This is a genomic window from Leptolyngbya sp. FACHB-60 (genome assembly GCF_014695775.1).
GTDB lineage: Bacteria > Cyanobacteriota > Cyanobacteriia > Phormidesmidales > Phormidesmidaceae > Nodosilinea.
Map to the genome: position 1 here is coordinate 21,141 of NZ_JACJOX010000047.1, position 16,133 is coordinate 37,273.

Consider the following 16,133-nt stretch of genomic DNA (forward strand, 5'->3'; position numbering starts at 1 on the left):
GGGCTGAGTCTGCTGGGGCTGTTGCCCGAGGCTGTATTGGTCTATAAGTTGCTGCCATCCCTTCTGTTCTAGGAATCTGAGTGTCTGCTGTTTCTGACTCCTCCGCATCGGCCAAGCGGCCTTCTCCTCTCGACAACGGCGAGGGTAACTTAAGCTATGTTGAAGGCATGCATGGCAGCTTAAATACCTCAGGTTTCGAAGCACCCCTAGACGGAGCTGAGCCCGTTCCACTAGCCCTAGCCAGCACAGCAAGTCTGGCCGCTGCTGCTGGTGAAAAGACCCCGCCTTTCCGCCAAGACTCCTACCGCTGGAACCAGGGCCGATACTCCCGTCAGCGTCGGTTTGTCGATATTTGGGGTTTTGTGCTCCGGCTTTTGTGGGCCCGGTGGCTCTACGGCAAGGCTTGGAGCTACGGTGGCACCATCACCGCTGAGGCTCAGACAGTCCGGCGACGAGAGCTGGCCGTTTGGATTCGCGAAACCTTACTCGATTTAGGCCCAACCTTCATTAAGGTGGGGCAGCTTTTCTCGACCCGTGCTGATATTTTCCCCATTGAGTTTGTGGAGGAATTGTCGAAGCTTCAAGATCGGGTGCCGGCCTTTAGCTATGAGCAGGCCCGCGACATTATCGAGGCTGACCTGGGCAAGCCCATCCACACCCTTTACCGCACCTTTGATCCGATTCCACTGGCGGCAGCGAGCCTGGGGCAGGTGCATCGGGCTCAGACGCACAGCGGCGATGAGGTAGTGGTAAAGGTGCAGCGTCCGGGGCTGCGATCGCTCTTCACCATCGACCTATCTATTCTCAAAGGCATCGCCCGCTACTTTCAAAACCACCCTAGCTGGGGCAAAGGCCGTGACTGGCTAGGCATCTATGAAGAGTGCTGCCGCATTCTGTGGGAGGAGATCGATTATCTCAATGAAGGCCGCAATGCCGATACCTTTCGTCGCAACTTTCGCGGCGAAGACTGGGTCAATGTGCCCCGCGTCTTCTGGCGGTTGACTTCCTCTCGAGTGGTCACCCTGGAGTATATGCCCGGCATCAAGATTAGCCACTACGATGCCCTTGAAGCCGCTGGGTTAGACCGTAAGCGCCTAGCCCGATTGGGAGCTCAAGCGTATCTACACCAGCTATTAAACAACGGCTTTTTCCACGCTGACCCCCACCCGGGCAACATTGCTGTTAGCCTCGACGGGTCACTGATCTTCTACGATTTTGGCATGATGGGCCAGGTGCAGCCGATGACTCGCCAACGGCTGATGAGCACGTTCATGGGAGTCGCCCGGCGCGATGCCGGACAGGTAATGGATTCCCTGGTGGAACTGGGGGCACTGGCGCAAATTGACGACATGAGCCCGGTACGTCGCTCTATCCAATACATTTTGGATAACTTTATGGACAAACCCTTTGAGGAACAGTCCATCAATGCCATCAGCGATGACCTTTACGCTGTCGCCTACGATCAGCCTTTTCGTTTTCCGGCCACCTTTACGTTTGTGATGCGGGCGTTTTCTACCTTGGAAGGGGTAGGTAAAGGGCTCGACCCCGAGTTTAACTTTATGGAAGCGGCTAGGCCGTTTGCTGCACAGCTTATGTCTAATGGCAACCCGACCGATGGAGCTAACAGTTTGCTGGGAGAACTCAGCCGCCAGGCCGCCCAAGTCAGCACCTCTGCCCTGGGGCTACCCCGACGCATTGAAGACACCCTTGACAAACTAGAGCGCGGCGACATTCGCGTACGAGTGCGATCGATCGAGACCGATCGCGCCCTGCGCCGGATGAGTGGGGTGACGATGGCCAACAACTATGCCATTTTGGTGGGGGCGTTTACCCTTTCGGCAACAGTACTGTTACTATCGGAGTTTGTTTGGCTGGCCCTAGTACCTGGAGTGCTGGCGGTAGGCACTGGAATCGCGTTTTTGCGAGCGATGCTTCAGGTCAACCGGGCCGATCGTTTGCCTTAATGGTTTAGCCCAAATTTGCTATGGTGGATTGTGTTTTTTCAGGGTTATCGGATCCGGGCCTGCTGCGCACCAGCAACCAGGATGATTATTACATCGACCCTGAGGGACGATTTTTTATTGTGGCAGACGGCATGGGCGGGCATGCCGGGGGGCAGGAAGCTAGCCGCTTGGCCACTGCCGCTATTAAGACCTTTTTGCAGCAGCATTGGCATGGAGAGCTAGCCACGGTCCAGCTTCTAGAGCAAGCCCTGCGTCAAGCCAACAACGCCATTCTCGACGACCAGAGGCGTCACCCTGAACGAGCCGACATGGGGACTACTGTGGTGTTGGTCACCTTTCGCGACAGCGACCCGCAACCCTGGTGCGCCCATGTTGGCGACTCTCGCCTCTACCGTTTGCGGGGCCATCACTTAGAGCAGCTCACCGAAGACCATACCTGGATTGCCAAAGCTATTCGAGCGGGTGAGGTCAGCTCAGCCCAATCGCGCAGCCACCCGTGGCGACATGTGCTGTCTCAGTGTCTAGGACGCGACGACCTCACCGAAATTGATATTCAGCCTATTGAGGTGCACAGTGGCGATCGCCTACTGCTGTGCAGCGACGGTCTCACCGAAGAATTATCGGATCATCTCATTGCCTCTCACCTCAAGTCGATTCGCGCTTGCGAGGCAGCGGCCACTGCCCTAGTTAATTCTGCTAAACAGCGGGGGGGCCGCGACAACATTACGGTTGTGGTCGTGAATTTGTCAGCACCGCCTAACGGCGCTGACAGCTAGTTCGGGCAACAATTTTACCTGTCCAAAGGCAGGTCTTTTGCCGACACTAGACTGACCCTTCAGGCGATGCAATTGGGTTATAGACATCTCCAAAAGCCTCCATGAACGGAGGCTTGAGATGCTGTGACTACGCAGTAATGCGGTTTAAGCACCCTTGCACTAGCCCCGCCCCGGCTTAAACGAAGAATATATCAAGAAGTTTGCTCTGAGCATTTTTACTTAGCAGACATTGCTAAAAATTGTAAATTCTCTACCGGCAGATGACGGCTTGGGGACGACTTGTTATATTCGCTAACAAGACCAGTAAGTGGATCTTTGTCAAATGATCGTTATAATTTGTAAACCATTGCGCATTGGCCTCGGCCGGTACGGTGGTTACAACCTATTCCGGTAGAAAAGCCAGATGTGCTGGGATTGGTTTCCTTAAAGAAGCTAGCCCGTACATGAGGCCGTAACTCAGGCTCAGCGTGGTCGTTACAAACACTACTGGATTGTTGTTCTCTCTCTCTCTCAGGAGCAAATCCATGAACGAACCGATGCAACTCTCTTTGGAGCAACAGTTTAGTTTGAGGTCCTTTGAAACCCAGGTCGACAAAATGAGCCGGGAACAGGCTCAGCAGTTCCTAGTCAAGATGTATGAACAGATGATGATGCGAGAGACTATGTACAAGCATTTTCTCAAGCATGAATGGGGAATTGGGCCGAACCCTCAAATGTAGGTGCTAACGTCGCTAAAACAGCATGAAGACGGCGACCTCCCTCTCTTGCACGATTCTCTTGAATCAGGCCGGGGATGCCGGGGCGTCACCTTCGATGCTAAAGACCGTTTCATGAGCTGTACAATTGAAGTCTCCGTTGGCCTAGAGGCCACTTCGTTCAATCCGCTTGTTTCTGCAAAAGCTTGTTACAGCTATATCTTTACCAGAGATTTCATTCAACCGATCGCGACGCGCTTCAAATACCTTGCCCGCCGGTGAGCCAGCTATTTTTAACAGACCCAATGTCTCTATGCAGCGAGCGCATAGGAAGCCGGTCAATCCAGCCTTTTCTAGCTCTCAGTTTTGCCCACCTTCTGATTTTTGAGAAGTTGACATCGTTGCCGTCGAGATCTAAGCGGTCCAGCTTAGCCTACAGAACCTCTGTGCAAAAGGGAGCTACGACCTTTCAGGGGTTGAAACGGCCCTGTCTAACGTTATGGTAATGGGAAGGGCTTCCCCGAGGGCCGCTGAAGGTCTGGAGGAACACGCCGCAACGATTGCCAGATTGGGCGATCGCAAATTTTGTACGCTTTGTTGCACCTGGACGGGGGACATATGTTTCAGCGCGCGCTCATTTGTACCGACTTTACCGACGGTATTTACCGTCTCGCTCAGTTTGTGCCGAGCCTCGTTGCTGGAGGGTTCAAGTCGCTGGTATTTTTTCACAATGTTTCTGTCGACAGTGAGCGGGAGATTCCGCGAAACAGCCCAGAACTGCTAGAAAAGAACCGCCAGCGCTTGCAGACGCTGCTGCGGGATATACCCGACGGCATTGATGTAACCGTTGAGGTGCAGATGGGACGCGCCAGCGAGAGCATTTTGCGCTTGGCCAAAAAACACCAGAGCGACGTGATTTTTTTGGGCAGCCCAACCCGCACCCTGCTGGAGGAGAAACTGTTTGGCAGCACTACCGCTGGTCTAGCCGAAAAAACAATAATTCCCATTATTATTTTGCGGCCCCAGCTCGTGTCGACCTACACTACCGCTGAGCTAAAGTTGCGCTGTGCCCACCTGTTCCGCTACTTGCTGGTGCCCTACGACGGCACCCAGGGAGGCAAAAATCTGATCAAAAAAATTCACCAGCAGGTGAAGAGCAACCCTAACTCGGTGCTAGAACGAGTGCGCCTATTGTGGGTAATCGATGAAAATATGCGCCGGGAATTGCGGGGCGATAACCCGATGAAGCAAGCCGAACAGGAACTCGACCAGCTTCAGGCGGAGCTAGCTGCCCTCAATCTAGTGGTCAACACCACCATCGTCGAAGGCAGCCCTCTAGCAGAAATCTTAAAAGCAGCCGAAATGCACGATATTGGGGCGATCGCCACCTGCTCTAGCAACCTTGGCGGCATTCTCAAGTGGTCAGCCCCCAGCTTCACCCGCGAAATTCTGCGCAGCAGCTGGCATCCGGTGCTGTTTTTCCCCTCTTAAACACGCTCTCTAAGAGGGCTAACGACCCTAGTCAGAGAGGCTAGAGCCTGTATCGACGTAGATCGACTCCAGTTTTTGCAGCACCTTGGCTTTGAGCTTGGTCTGGAGTTCGTTGCGCAACAGGTCGCGGCTAATGGCGATCGCCCCAGTAGACGGGCGGCTGCGGGCCGTCAATGCCCACTCCTGAAGTAGGCTGCGCTGGGGGTCAGAGACATTACAGCTCAACACATGGGCACAGGGACGCGGGTTTTCTAGGGCAAAGAGCAGTAGCTTATAGCTGCCGGTTTTGCCCAACAGCCCAGCCATGTCTTGACCCAAAGCCGTTTTAAGATCGAGATAGCAGGGCAGCCAGCGAGCGCCATGGGAGCTGCTGTAAAGCACCGTCAGCCAAAGCATCATGGGGTGGGGAGCCATGGTGCAGATAAAGGTGTTGTAACGGGTGCTGACCAGCCGCCGGTTGATTTCGGCCTCGGGCATCATCGCCCATAGGGTGGCTAGAGGCCCCTGGCTGGTGGGCAGCGAGTAGGGAAAGACAATCTCAGCTACAGGCTTAGCGGTAGGCCACACGGTTAGCTTGCAGACCTGGTCGTCCTCAAGCGACTCGGTAGCCGTCGGCTGGCGCGTGACCGGTACCCGGCTGAGGGTGGTGCTAATCCGCTGGCTAATGCGAAAACCGTTGATGTAGCGAGATTGGAGCGGCTCTAGAGTTTTTAAAATTTCTTGGGTGCTCTGGGGGCGCTCCTCGGCGAGCTTGGCCATACAGCTCATAACCAGGTCTTCGAGCAGCTTAGGAATTTTAATGCCGCTGGCCACCTCGCTCATCAGCTTGGGTGACTGGGTCTGGTGCACCTTGTACCAGCCGCCAAAGGTATGGCTGCTGGCCCGCAGGGGCAAATGGCCAGTCAGCATTTGAAACATCATGACCCCGAGGCTGTAGATGTCGGAGCGACCGTCGAGCTCGTGGCCTTCCATTTGCTCAGGGGAAGCGTAGGCCAGAGTCCCCATGAAGCAGTTGGTCTGATCGCTATCCACCTGCATGAGTTTGGCAATGCCAAAGTCTAGGATCTTCGCCAGCTCCCCCAGGGTAGGATCTTGCACGATCATAATGTTGCTGGGCTTGATATCGCGGTGAATAATGGGCACCGGATCAGGCTGAGTCTTTAGAATAATGCCTTCGTGGGCCGTCTGAAGACCCAGGCAAATTTGCCAGATTAGGCCCAAAAAACGAGGCATAGGCAGGGGCTGAAGATTGAGCAGATGGCTGAGGCTTTGCCCCTGCAAATATTCCATGACGTAGAAGGGCACCCCTTCGTCGCTAACGCCATAGTCGGTGACACGCACCACGTGAATGCTTTTTTGGCCCAGCTGAGCGCAGGTCATGGCCTCCTGCATGAATCGCTCGCGCAATTTTTCGCCGGGCAGGGTTTGGGAAAGTAGCTTGATCGCCACCTTCACGCTACCCAGCAGCAGATCTTCGGCTAAATACACTCGACCCATCGAACCCTGGCCAAGAGGTTCTAGTAATTCGTAGCGGTTTGCTAATTTACAGCCCAGGTTTGAGTCAGCCATAGAACGGTATTAGCCAGAAGGCAGGGAGGGGCAGGCAAGGGGTATACATTGAAGCAGGCAATAAACGGGAGCGGCGACGGATTTGAGGCTAAAGAACGGACCGATTCACTCAACTCGGTGAGCTATCCATTGGCAATCGAGTCCACAAACCGCAGCTAGCCCAGTCGTATGACCGATAGGGTTAGCCCAGAGCATAGGGTGGCCCGCTGATGCCCTGCTGACTAACATCCAACCCAATTGTGCACCCTGCAATACTTCAGGCTGGGCTCAGGCAGCAGCCAAGAACCACATAGAATTAATATGCCCAGCTGCATCTCAAAGGTGTTGTTTTACTGTAGTACATTCTCCTGGAAGCACTTATAGAGAGGCGGTTCACATCCCTGGAACTGAGGTTCCTTGCAGATGCAGAGTTGCTTCCATAGCGCTGGTCAGGTAGTGCCCGGTCATAATGCCGCTAGAGAGGTGGTAGCGATCGTGGTCAAGGCGATATAGGGTCTCAAACCCCGTGCGGCGCTGGCGATCGCCCAGAGCCCAGTATCGCTGAATAATAGAGTCAGGGGCCACCCAGCCCTCGCCTTCTACGCGACCCAGCAAGCTGTGCTGCAGCACAAAAGTATACTGGCAGTCGCCACTGGTCAACCGACCCCGATACTGAAGCGCCATCTCATTGGGCTGGGTATCGGGCAAAGCCAGCTTCATCACCATGGTGAACCAGTCGTCGCGACTCCAGGCGACTAAAATTTTTCCCTTCACTGGCGTAGGCAGCCGATCGCGCTCCAGCCAGCTGCCCTGGAGCGTCCACCGGCCAGGCTCAATTAAAAAGCTATGGTCCACAGAATGCTCCCTCAGCCTTTGACATAGCTTGAGACATCGGTTGTGTCGCTGCTGATGTCCGGCATAGCCCGCTGTCCTCCGTCCCGTGCCTCTCAAGCATACGCCCTATTGCTCAGACTGGGGTATGGGCCTCGGCAACCCTTTAACCTAGTGAGGCGGGGCAATATCATTGCCGTGCCCAAGCACAACGGAGCGGCTGGCTCCTGTCACGGTGGGCAAGTTGCCAGGGAAACCCTGGCGATACCAGTAGCCGAGCACCGCGAAGGCGATCGCTTCCTTATAGCAAGCTGACAATCCTACAGCGTCGGTGGTCTGCACTACAACCTCGGGCAGCCGCGCCTGGAGGCGCGCCATCAGCACTGGGTTTTGGCTGCCGCCGCCGCACACCAGCAGGCGATCGGGCAGGGTAGGCAAGAAGGTGCGGTACTCGTGGGCTACCGAGGCGGCCGTGAACTCGGTCAGGGTCGCCACCAGATCCTGCGGCCCTAACCCCTCTCCCTGGGCATCTTGGCGGCAATGCTTAAAGAATTCCCAGCCAAACAGCTCACGCCCAGTGGACTTTGGCGGCGGCTGAGTGAAGTAGGGGTGCTCTAGCCACCGGCTGACCAGCGGTAGGCAGGGCGTACCCTGAGCCGCCCAAGCACCGTCAACATCGTAGGTGAGCGCCCCTGCCGATAAACTGTGCACCGCTATATCAATTAGGGAATTGGCCGGCCCTGTATCCCAACCCAGCACCTTAGGCGCGCTGTCTTGGCGATTCCAGACCGGCAGGTAGGCGACGTTGCCAATGCCGCCCAGGTTTTGCACGCAGCGCCGCTCGGTGGGGTGGCTGAGCAAGCAGAGATCGACGATCGGCGCGAGCGGTGCCCCTTCGCCCCCAGCTTCGATATCCGCTTGACGAAAGTTGCTGACCGTGGGCAGGCCGGTCTGCTGGGCGATCGCGACCCCGCGACCCAGTTGCATTGTGTATGCCAGCCGCGTTGGCCCCTGTTCGGGCAGCACCGGGCGGCCCACCGGCCGGTGAAATACCGTCTGCCCATGGGAGGCAATCAGGTCGGTGCGGCCAGCCTGAGCAATCAGCGCCTGGGCCGCCGCCGCGAAGGTCTCGGCCACAGCATCGTCAAGGGCAGCGAGCTGGTCGAGGGCGATCGCCTCCCCCGCACACAGCGCCAAGATCCGCTGGCGCAGCTCGTTGGGGTAGGGATAGGTCAGCCCCTCGACCAATGACACCGTCAGGTCGTAGCTCTGCCCCTCTAGCTCAACTAGGGCGGCATCAATGCCGTCAACAGAGGTGCCGCTAATTAATCCAATGACGCGCATGGGCTATACCGGTAGACGCTCTAAGCCTTTATTGCTGCCGATCACCACCATCAGCCCCCCCGCCTTGAGCCGGGTGACGGGGCTGGGGTTAATCTCAAACTGGTCGGGCTCGTTGTCTTGGCTAATCGCCAGCAGGGTGAGCTCGTAGCGGTTGCGCAGGTCGAGGTCAACGATGGTTTTTTGGTCAAAGGCCTGGGGCACGATGATCTCAGCAATGCAGTGATTGGGGTCGATCTCGAAGCGATCGAGGATGCCGGGGGAGGTTAGCGATCGCGCCAGCTCGCAGCCCATCTCGTGCTCCGGAAACACGACATGATCGGCTCCGACGCGATCGAGTAGCTTGCCGTGGATCTCTGAGGACGCCTTGGCGACCACATTTTTTACCCCCGCTTCCTTTAAATTGAGGGTGGTGATGATGCTTTCTTCAACATAGTTGCCGATCGCCACAATTACCGTATCAAAGTCGGTAATGCCCGCTTCCCGCAGGGCCGAAGGCTGGGTGGTATCGAGCTGAAGGGCATGGGCGGCAATTTGATCAGTTAGAGCCTGGCTAACATGGTTTTCGTTGGTATCGACAGCCAGCACTTCGTAACCCAGGTTGTTGAGGGTGCCACACACCGCCCGGCCAAACCGCCCTAAACCAATCACGGCAAACTGGCGATGGGGCGATCGCATTTTGCGCAAAAACGTCAGCGATGACAAATTCACAACCGTACTTTTACCTCGCTAAAAAATATCGCTCTGCGCCCAGACCTATCAGATCTTATCACTCACCACTGTATCCCCAGTATCAGCAGGGTTCAGCCCAATAGCTGTACGGCGAGAATTCTTTTTTGCTAGGCTAACCTAATGGTTTTGGCCCAGAGGGTAAAGTAGGGACGTGAATATACAACTTGGTCGCGGCAAAGTAGTCCGCAGAGCGTACGGCATTGACGAAATTGCCCTGGTGCCTGGGCCTCGCACCCTGGATCCAAGTCTAGCCGACACCCGTTGGCAAATTGGCGGCATTGAGCGTGAGATTCCCATTATCGCCAGCGCCATGGACGGCGTAGTCGATGTGGGCATGGCGATTCGGCTCTCGGAACTGGGGGCTCTTGGCGTGCTCAACTTGGAGGGCATTCAAACCCGCTACGACGACCCCAACCCCATCCTCGATAAAATTGCCTCGGTGGGCAAAGAAGAGTTCGTCGGCCTGATGCAGTCCCTCTACGCCGAACCAATTAAACCCGAGTTGATCACCAAGTGCATTCAAGCCATTAAAGCTGGGGGTGGGGTGGCAGCAGTGAGCGTCACTCCCGCTGGGGCTGCCCGGTTTGGGGCTACTATTGCCGAAGCTGGTGCTGACCTGGTGTTTGTGCAGGCCACGGTAGTGTCTACCGCCCACCTGTCTCCCGCAGATATTAGCCCGCTCGATCTGGCCGCTTTCTGCGCTGAAATGCCCATGCCGGTGATTTTGGGCAACTGCGTCACCTACGAAGTCGCCCTCAATCTGATGAAGGCCGGAGCTGCCGCCGTCATGGTGGGCATTGGCCCCGGTGCCGCCTGTACCTCTCGCGGGGTGCTGGGCATTGGCATTCCCCAGGCGACTGCCGTGGCCGACTGCGCCGCCGCCCGCGACGACTTTTTTGCTGAAACTGGGCGCTATGTGGCGATCGTCGCCGATGGCGGATTGGTTACCGGCGGCGATATCTGCAAGTGCATCGCCTGCGGGGCCGATGGGGTAATGATCGGCTCGCCTTTTGCCCGTGCCGCTGAAGCACCAGGTCGTGGCTTCCACTGGGGCATGGCCACCCCAAGCCCGGTGTTGCCCCGAGGCACCCGCATCAAAGTGGGTACCACCGGCAGTTTGGAACAAATTCTGCGCGGCCCCGCTGGGCTAGACGACGGCACCCACAACTTCCTGGGAGCGCTGCAAACTAGCATGGGCACCCTAGGTGCCAAAGACCTGAAGGAGATGCAGCAGGTGGAGGTAGTGATTGCCCCCTCGTTACTGACAGAGGGCAAGGTGTACCAGAAAGCCCAGCAGTTAGGCATGGGTAAATAAGCAAATCTGGCAGAGATTCAATTGCTTGAGAGATAGCTGTTGGGAATCTACATTCCCAACAGCTATTTTTTGTAGAAGTTCTAGGGCATCTCTACTGAAGTAGGCCACCCGAGATTTTGGCGGATCAGGAGGTGCCGAAGAAATGTATGGGCCTTGTGCTGACAGACAGGTAGTGCGGCAAAGCTTAGAGCTGGAGTTAGAGAGCTGACGCGTTAGGTCAAGTTGCCAATAAAGACTTTGGGGCATCAAGCATGAAAAAACTGGCTTTGACAATACTTTGTCAAAGCCAGTCAGCTTAGGGGGTTAGAAAGAAACTGAACGATCGCCCACTACCAGCTCCGACTCGGAGCTAGCGCATGACCACGAATCAGGCTGCCCATGGTCTTGGCGGTGATTTTCATCTGCACCAAGGGGTTGGCGGGCACCACGGTTTTATAGAGGTAGCTGTCGAAGGTGAGCTTCTGCACGTCAATGTCAGAGCACATCTCGACAAAGGCCTCGCGGGTGGCATCGGAGCGGTAGAACACGGTTTGCAGCAGATCCAGCACTTTGTAGGTGATACCGTACTGCTTATCCCACCGCTTGAGGTAGACCTTGAGGTCGTCTTCGGTGGGGATACGCTGGCCATTGTTAGAGAATTCCACAATGGTTTCGGCGCACATGCGGGCCGACTTGGCGGCAAAGTAGATGCCCTCACCCGAGGACTTGGTGACGGTACCGGCAGCATCGCCCACCAGCGCTACCCGACCGACGACGCGGCGGGGTCTGGGATGCTCAGGAATGGGGTGCGCTTCTACTTTGATAATTTCACCGCCCTCTAGGCGCTTGGCGGCGCGGGCGCGAATACCTGCCTGAAGCTTCTTGATTTGGGCCTGGTTGACCCGCATGGTACCGGTGCCTACGGCGACGTGGTCATACTTGGGAAATACCCAGGCGTAGAAGTCGGGGGAAACATCGTTACCCACGTACATTTCGGCCAGGTCTTCGTAATAGGCCATTTTGTCTTCAGGCAGGCGAATGCGCTCTTGGAAGGCGATCGCGTAGTTGTAATCCCCAGCCTTGATGGCCTTGGCGACGCGGGAGTTGGCCCCATCGGCCCCAATCACTAGATCGACCTGAAGCGACTTGTTGTCACCTACCAAACCGTCTTCGCGGTGCTCGGTGTAGTGGAGGGTATAGGCCCCCGTCTCGGTGGTGGGAATTTCGAGGGTGTGAACGGTGCCGTTGATCAGCTTAGCGCCGTGCTGGGCGGCGCGATCGCGCAAAAAGCCATCCATCACCTCGCGGCGGCACATGCCAATGTACTCGTCCTCTTTGAGGGTGCTGCCGATGTTGACCTCAACGTTGGAGGGCGAGATCATTTTCATCTTGCGCACGCGGCGATCGATGATTTCAGGCGGCAAATCGAATTCTTCGACCATGCATAGGGGAATGGCCCCACCGCAGGGCTTGGCGTTGTCGAGCTTGCGCTCAAAGAGGTACGTTTCAATACCGGCTCTAACTAGTGTCTCAGCAGCCGAGGAGCCTGCTGGACCTGATCCTACTACTGCTACCCGAAGTACCAAGGGTGCTTACTCCACTATTGCGAAAAGCTACGAGGGCATCGTATCACGGGATTTTTGGCATTTTGGGCCACTCTCAAGGGTTGTAACTCGATTGAAACACTCGTTTACATTGAGATACGGCGAACGGACGCAGATCTATTCGTTGGCCAGAGATAAATCTATGGAGAATGAACGTTTACCCTTCACGCTCTATAGCCCCGCTTAAGTCTCCAGTTCTTCGGTTAGCTCAACGCCCAACTCGTCTACCAGCCAGTTAATCACCTGCTGACGCTCGCCGGGGGTGAGGTAAAAGCGACCGGTTTGGCGGAGGCGATCGTTCATGTCTTCGACATCGGCTAGGGTAAATAGCCCAGCGGTGGTGCCTAGGGTGCAGAGAATGTCGTCTTGCCCTTGCTCGTTGAGCCCACCGTAGCGGTAGCGGGCAATGTGCTGACCCAGGCGGGTAAAGTCGTAGCTGTCTTGGGAAAGCCGCTGCTTTTTGGCGTCGGGAATGGGCTCCCCCGCCGCGATTTTGGCGTAGTCGGTGTCGAGCATTTCGAGGTGGACAATGCGGGGCTGCGGGTGAGAACTCACGCTTTTTCCTTTGGCCTTAGCGGGCCAGATAGCCTGGCCAGAAATGATCTAACCAGAGGTATCAGGGTAACTGAGTGGCCTGGGGTGGCCTTGATTCTGCTGAATGTTTTTCAAAATCGGGCTAGGGCCGTTGCATTCTGAAATACAGGCCATCAAGACGTAATTGGCCCAGCGCCGGGAACTGATGAGGGCAGGCCCTTGACAACCTACTAGCCAAGAGCGGCAATCTCCATCGCCTGATAGGCGGCTTCGGTGAGGAGGTCAGCCTCAGACTGCACCCGATCGAGAAACACCTTGCCCTCTAGATGGTCGACTTCGTGCTGAAAGATGCGGGCAACGAAGCCCTCCCAAATCTGGCGGTGGGGTTGCCCGTGGCGATCGCAGTATTCCACCTCCACAGTTTGATGGCGCGGCACCTGGCCTCGCATCCCTGGCACACTGAGACAGCCCTCCCAGCCCATTCCCATTTCATCGCTGGCCGCTACCAAACGGGGGTTGATCAGCACCGTCGGCTCCATCAGAGGAGCGTGGGGGTAGCGCAGGTTGGGGCGCGAGGCAATCACCAGAATCCGCAGCGAGTGGCCTAGCTGAGGGGCGGCAATGCCAACGCCATTGGCGTTGCGCACTGTTACCAACAGCTGGTCAATCAGCTGTTGTACAGCTCCATCGTCCACTGCGACCACGGGCTGGGCAATCTGGCGCAGCACCGGATTGCCCAGGGTTAGTAGCGGGGTCGGCGCTGGCGCTGGCGACGAAGACTCTAGGGTGGTCATAAATAGGCCTTAGGGGACAAAAAGTGAGCCGGGGCAGGGTAGCTGAGCAATATTGTATACATCTTCCCCAGAGGCTGGGGTCCTATGGTTCAATAGACCAGCGGGAGGCCTCTGGTGCCCGGCTCATTGGAGCACTACGGGATCCATTTTTTGCTAAAACGCTATATGTAGAATTAGGGACATTTTTTATCTATCTATCTAGTACCCTATAGATCCAACGATCGCTGTTTGGCCTGAGCTGTCCCAGTCTACGGCTAAGTTTCGGGAGAGCGGTTTCACCGCCTTGGAAAGCCCCGGTTCTGGTGTCAGAATGCTAGCGGGCTAAGGAGTGGTGGCCCAATCAGCTACTCATGCGCGATGTCTGCCTTCGGGCAGCGGTTATTTACGAGGTAGACCGTGGATCAGGCCCTAAATCGGTTGTGGGAAGAGGTGCTGAACCAGCTTCAGATGGAGCTGAGCCGCCCCACCTTTGAAACCTGGATTAAGCCTGCTCAGGCACAGACCCTGAGCGATCGCGCCCTGGTGATATCGACCCCCAACCCTTTTGCCCGCAACTGGGTGCAGAAGCACTACGCAGGCACCATTATTCAAGTCGTCAACAATATTTTGGGCAGGGCCATTGAACTTCAGGTGACGGTGGTGCCCGACGGGGATGACGCCTCGGCGGCGCTGCGGCCCATGGCTGAGGTCAACTGGCCGGCCTCGGCCCCGTCCCTGCCCGCTCGCTCGACCCCGGCGTTGCCCGCCCGTTCAATATCGGCGGAGCCACCCGCCTCGACTCAAGAGCATTACAACGACCTCAACCACAAAGCGGTGTTTTCGCGCTTTGTGGTGGGGGCCAACAACCGCATGGCCCACGCGGCGGCTCTAGCGGTGGCCGAGTTGCCAGGGCGTGAGTTTAACCCGCTGTTTTTGTGCGGCGGGGTGGGCCTGGGCAAAACCCATCTGATGCAGTCCATCGGCCATTACCGGCGAGAAATTGCCCCCCAGGCGCGGGTGGCCTACGTTAGCACAGAACAGTTCACCAACGACCTGATCACTGCCATCCGCCGCGACAGCATGCAGCACTTTCGCTCTCACTACCGGGATGTGGATATTTTGCTGGTGGATGACATTCAGTTTATTGAGGGCAAGGAGTACACCCAAGAGGAGTTCTTCCACACCTTTAATACGCTCCACGAGGCGGGCAAGCAGATTGTGCTGGCCTCAGACCGGCCCCCCAACCAGATTATGCGGCTGCAAGACCGGCTGATCTCGCGGTTTTCTATGGGCCTGATTGCCGACATTCAGCCCCCCGACTATGAGACTCGGATCGCCATTCTGCAAAAGAAGGCGGAGTACGAGCAGGTAGATCTACCTCGGGAGGCGATCGAGTACATCGCCGCCAGCTATACCTCCAACATTCGTGAGCTGGAGGGGGCGTTGATTCGCGCGATCGCCTACACTTCGATCTCGGGCCTGCCCATGACCGTCGAAAACCTGATGGTGGTGCTGAATCCGCCAGGGGACAAAATCGAAGCGTCACCCAGTTCAGTCTTAGCGGTGGTGTCCGAGCAGTTTGGCGTCTCGGTGGAAGATTTAAAGGGGGCCTCGCGACGGCGGGAGATTAGCCAGGCCCGCCAAATCGGCATGTACCTGATGCGCCGTCACACCGACCTTAGCCTGCCCAAAATTGGCGATGCCTTTGGCGGCAAAGACCACACCACGGTGCTCTACAGCTATACCAAAATCGAGAAGCTGCTGAAGCGCGATTTGGATTTGGCCCAGACCATTCGGCAGCTAGGCGATCGCCTGAGTATGAGCGAGCGGGGCCGGTGAAGGCTAGCGAGTAGGCGGGTAGGTAAATGATGCGGGAATGTCGCCGAGGCCGCAGGGACAATGGGCGTGAATTGAGTATTCTGAGACTTGAGGATGGCTTAACTTCTGACTGCAATGTCGACCGAAGCGCCCCAAAATTCTGTCCAAGTTGAAAGCCGTGCGGAGTGGCGAGCGTGGTTGGCGGAAAACCATGCCCGCACAGAGGGGCTGTGGCTAATCACCTACAAAAAACGGCCGGGCAGGCCTCACGTTTCCTACGATGAGGTAGTAGAAGAAGCGCTGTGCTTTGGCTGGATCGACAGCAAAGGCAATAAGCTCGACGATGAGCGCACCATGCTGTGGATGGCTCCCCGCAAGCCGGACACAGGCTGGTCGGCGCTTAACAAAAAGCGGATTACCGTCCTAGCCGAGGCGGAGCTGATCATGCCGCCGGGGCTGGCGAAGATTGAGGCGGCGAAACTGGATGGATCGTGGGAACTGCTGGATGCGATCGAGCGGTTGGAGGTGCCAGCGGATCTGGCGGCGGCTTTTCGGGCCAATGAGGTCGCCTGGGACAATTTCGACGCTTTCCCCCGCTCTGCCAAGCGGGGTATTTTGGAATGGATTGCCAGCGCCAAACGGGCCGAAACGCGCGAGCGCCGCATTGCCAAGACCGTAGAGCTTGCCGCCCAAAACCTGCGCGCCAATAGCTGGCCCAAGCGCCCTGGCTAG

14 protein-coding genes are annotated in these 16,133 nt (G+C 56.7%); 7 read left to right on the forward strand and 7 right to left on the reverse strand.

Annotated features, from left to right (window positions below; all coding sequences use genetic code 11):
* Positions 1–167 precede the first annotated feature (167 nt).
* From H6F57_RS17425 to H6F57_RS17440, 4 genes are all read left to right on the forward strand, one after another.
* A complete protein-coding gene (locus H6F57_RS17425) occupies positions 168–1,964 on the forward strand; it encodes an AarF/ABC1/UbiB kinase family protein (protein WP_190625515.1) in 1,797 nt (598 codons plus the stop codon).
* Positions 1,965–1,984: 20 nt separating this feature from the next.
* Positions 1,985–2,740 (forward strand): PP2C family serine/threonine-protein phosphatase, encoded by a 756-nt coding sequence (locus H6F57_RS17430; RefSeq protein ID WP_190625495.1) that lies wholly within the window; start codon positions 1,985–1,987, stop codon positions 2,738–2,740.
* Between the two features lie 524 nt (positions 2,741–3,264).
* The gene (locus H6F57_RS17435; RefSeq protein ID WP_073608309.1) at positions 3,265–3,459 is read left to right on the forward strand and encodes an NblA/ycf18 family protein; all 195 of its coding nucleotides are present in this window, start codon (positions 3,265–3,267) and stop codon (positions 3,457–3,459) included.
* Positions 3,460–4,053: 594 nt separating this feature from the next.
* Positions 4,054–4,926 (forward strand): universal stress protein, encoded by an 873-nt coding sequence (locus H6F57_RS17440; RefSeq protein ID WP_190625496.1) that lies wholly within the window; start codon positions 4,054–4,056, stop codon positions 4,924–4,926.
* Positions 4,927–4,953: 27 nt separating this feature from the next.
* Here H6F57_RS17440 and H6F57_RS17445 read toward each other — a convergent pair whose 3' ends face one another.
* The 4 genes from H6F57_RS17445 to H6F57_RS17460 all read right to left on the reverse strand — a co-directional run bounded on the left by H6F57_RS17445 (position 4,954) and on the right by H6F57_RS17460 (position 9,357).
* The gene (locus H6F57_RS17445) at positions 4,954–6,495 is read right to left on the reverse strand and encodes a serine/threonine-protein kinase (protein WP_190625497.1); all 1,542 of its coding nucleotides are present in this window, start codon (positions 6,493–6,495) and stop codon (positions 4,954–4,956) included.
* Between the two features lie 372 nt (positions 6,496–6,867).
* Positions 6,868–7,329 (reverse strand): hypothetical protein, encoded by a 462-nt coding sequence (locus tag H6F57_RS17450; RefSeq protein WP_190625498.1) that lies wholly within the window; start codon positions 7,327–7,329, stop codon positions 6,868–6,870.
* 147 nt (positions 7,330–7,476) lie between these two features.
* Entirely contained in the window at positions 7,477–8,649 is a 1,173-nt protein-coding gene (locus tag H6F57_RS17455; RefSeq protein WP_190625499.1) for an anhydro-N-acetylmuramic acid kinase, read from the reverse strand.
* A gap of 3 nt (positions 8,650–8,652) precedes the next feature.
* Entirely contained in the window at positions 8,653–9,357 is a 705-nt protein-coding gene (locus H6F57_RS17460) for an NAD-binding protein (RefSeq protein ID WP_190625500.1), read from the reverse strand.
* A 172-nt stretch (positions 9,358–9,529) separates the two neighbouring features.
* On the opposite strand from H6F57_RS17460, the gene H6F57_RS17465 reads away from it, so the two are divergent.
* Positions 9,530–10,693 (forward strand): GuaB3 family IMP dehydrogenase-related protein, encoded by a 1,164-nt coding sequence (locus H6F57_RS17465; protein WP_190625501.1) that lies wholly within the window; start codon positions 9,530–9,532, stop codon positions 10,691–10,693.
* A 329-nt stretch (positions 10,694–11,022) separates the two neighbouring features.
* Here the strand turns inward: H6F57_RS17465 and chlP are convergent, their stop codons facing one another.
* The 3 genes from chlP to def all read right to left on the reverse strand — a co-directional run bounded on the left by chlP (position 11,023) and on the right by def (position 13,604).
* The gene (chlP, locus tag H6F57_RS17470) at positions 11,023–12,258 is read right to left on the reverse strand and encodes a geranylgeranyl reductase (RefSeq protein WP_190625502.1); all 1,236 of its coding nucleotides are present in this window, start codon (positions 12,256–12,258) and stop codon (positions 11,023–11,025) included.
* 201 nt (positions 12,259–12,459) lie between these two features.
* Complete coding sequence (locus H6F57_RS17475; protein ID WP_199289570.1) at positions 12,460–12,831, reverse strand: hypothetical protein; 372 nt, start codon at positions 12,829–12,831, stop codon at positions 12,460–12,462.
* Positions 12,832–13,040: 209 nt separating this feature from the next.
* Positions 13,041–13,604: a peptide deformylase gene (gene def / locus H6F57_RS17480; protein ID WP_190625503.1), complete on the reverse strand. Its 564-nt coding sequence runs from the start codon at positions 13,602–13,604 to the stop codon at positions 13,041–13,043.
* 396 nt (positions 13,605–14,000) lie between these two features.
* Between def and dnaA the strand changes: the two genes are divergently transcribed.
* Positions 14,001–15,422 (forward strand): chromosomal replication initiator protein DnaA, encoded by a 1,422-nt coding sequence (gene dnaA / locus H6F57_RS17485; RefSeq protein WP_190625504.1) that lies wholly within the window; start codon positions 14,001–14,003, stop codon positions 15,420–15,422.
* A gap of 114 nt (positions 15,423–15,536) precedes the next feature.
* Entirely contained in the window at positions 15,537–16,133 is a 597-nt protein-coding gene (locus H6F57_RS17490; protein WP_190625505.1) for a YdeI/OmpD-associated family protein, read from the forward strand.

Bases quoted from the DNA above. Each gene is read 5' to 3' on its own strand.
- H6F57_RS17490 (WP_190625505.1), top strand. From the start codon at position 15,537: ATGTCGACCGAAGCGCCCCAAAATTCTGTCCAAGTTGAAAGCCGTGCG.
- def (WP_190625503.1), bottom strand. From the start codon at position 13,604: ATGACCACCCTAGAGTCTTCGTCGCCAGCGCCAGCGCCGACCCCGCTA.
- H6F57_RS17425 (WP_190625515.1), top strand. From the start codon at position 168: ATGCATGGCAGCTTAAATACCTCAGGTTTCGAAGCACCCCTAGACGGA.
- H6F57_RS17435 (WP_073608309.1), top strand. From the start codon at position 3,265: ATGAACGAACCGATGCAACTCTCTTTGGAGCAACAGTTTAGTTTGAGG.
- H6F57_RS17440 (WP_190625496.1), top strand. From the start codon at position 4,054: ATGTTTCAGCGCGCGCTCATTTGTACCGACTTTACCGACGGTATTTAC.
- H6F57_RS17430 (WP_190625495.1), top strand. From the start codon at position 1,985: ATGGTGGATTGTGTTTTTTCAGGGTTATCGGATCCGGGCCTGCTGCGC.
- H6F57_RS17445 (WP_190625497.1), bottom strand. From the start codon at position 6,495: ATGGCTGACTCAAACCTGGGCTGTAAATTAGCAAACCGCTACGAATTA.
- H6F57_RS17455 (WP_190625499.1), bottom strand. From the start codon at position 8,649: ATGCGCGTCATTGGATTAATTAGCGGCACCTCTGTTGACGGCATTGAT.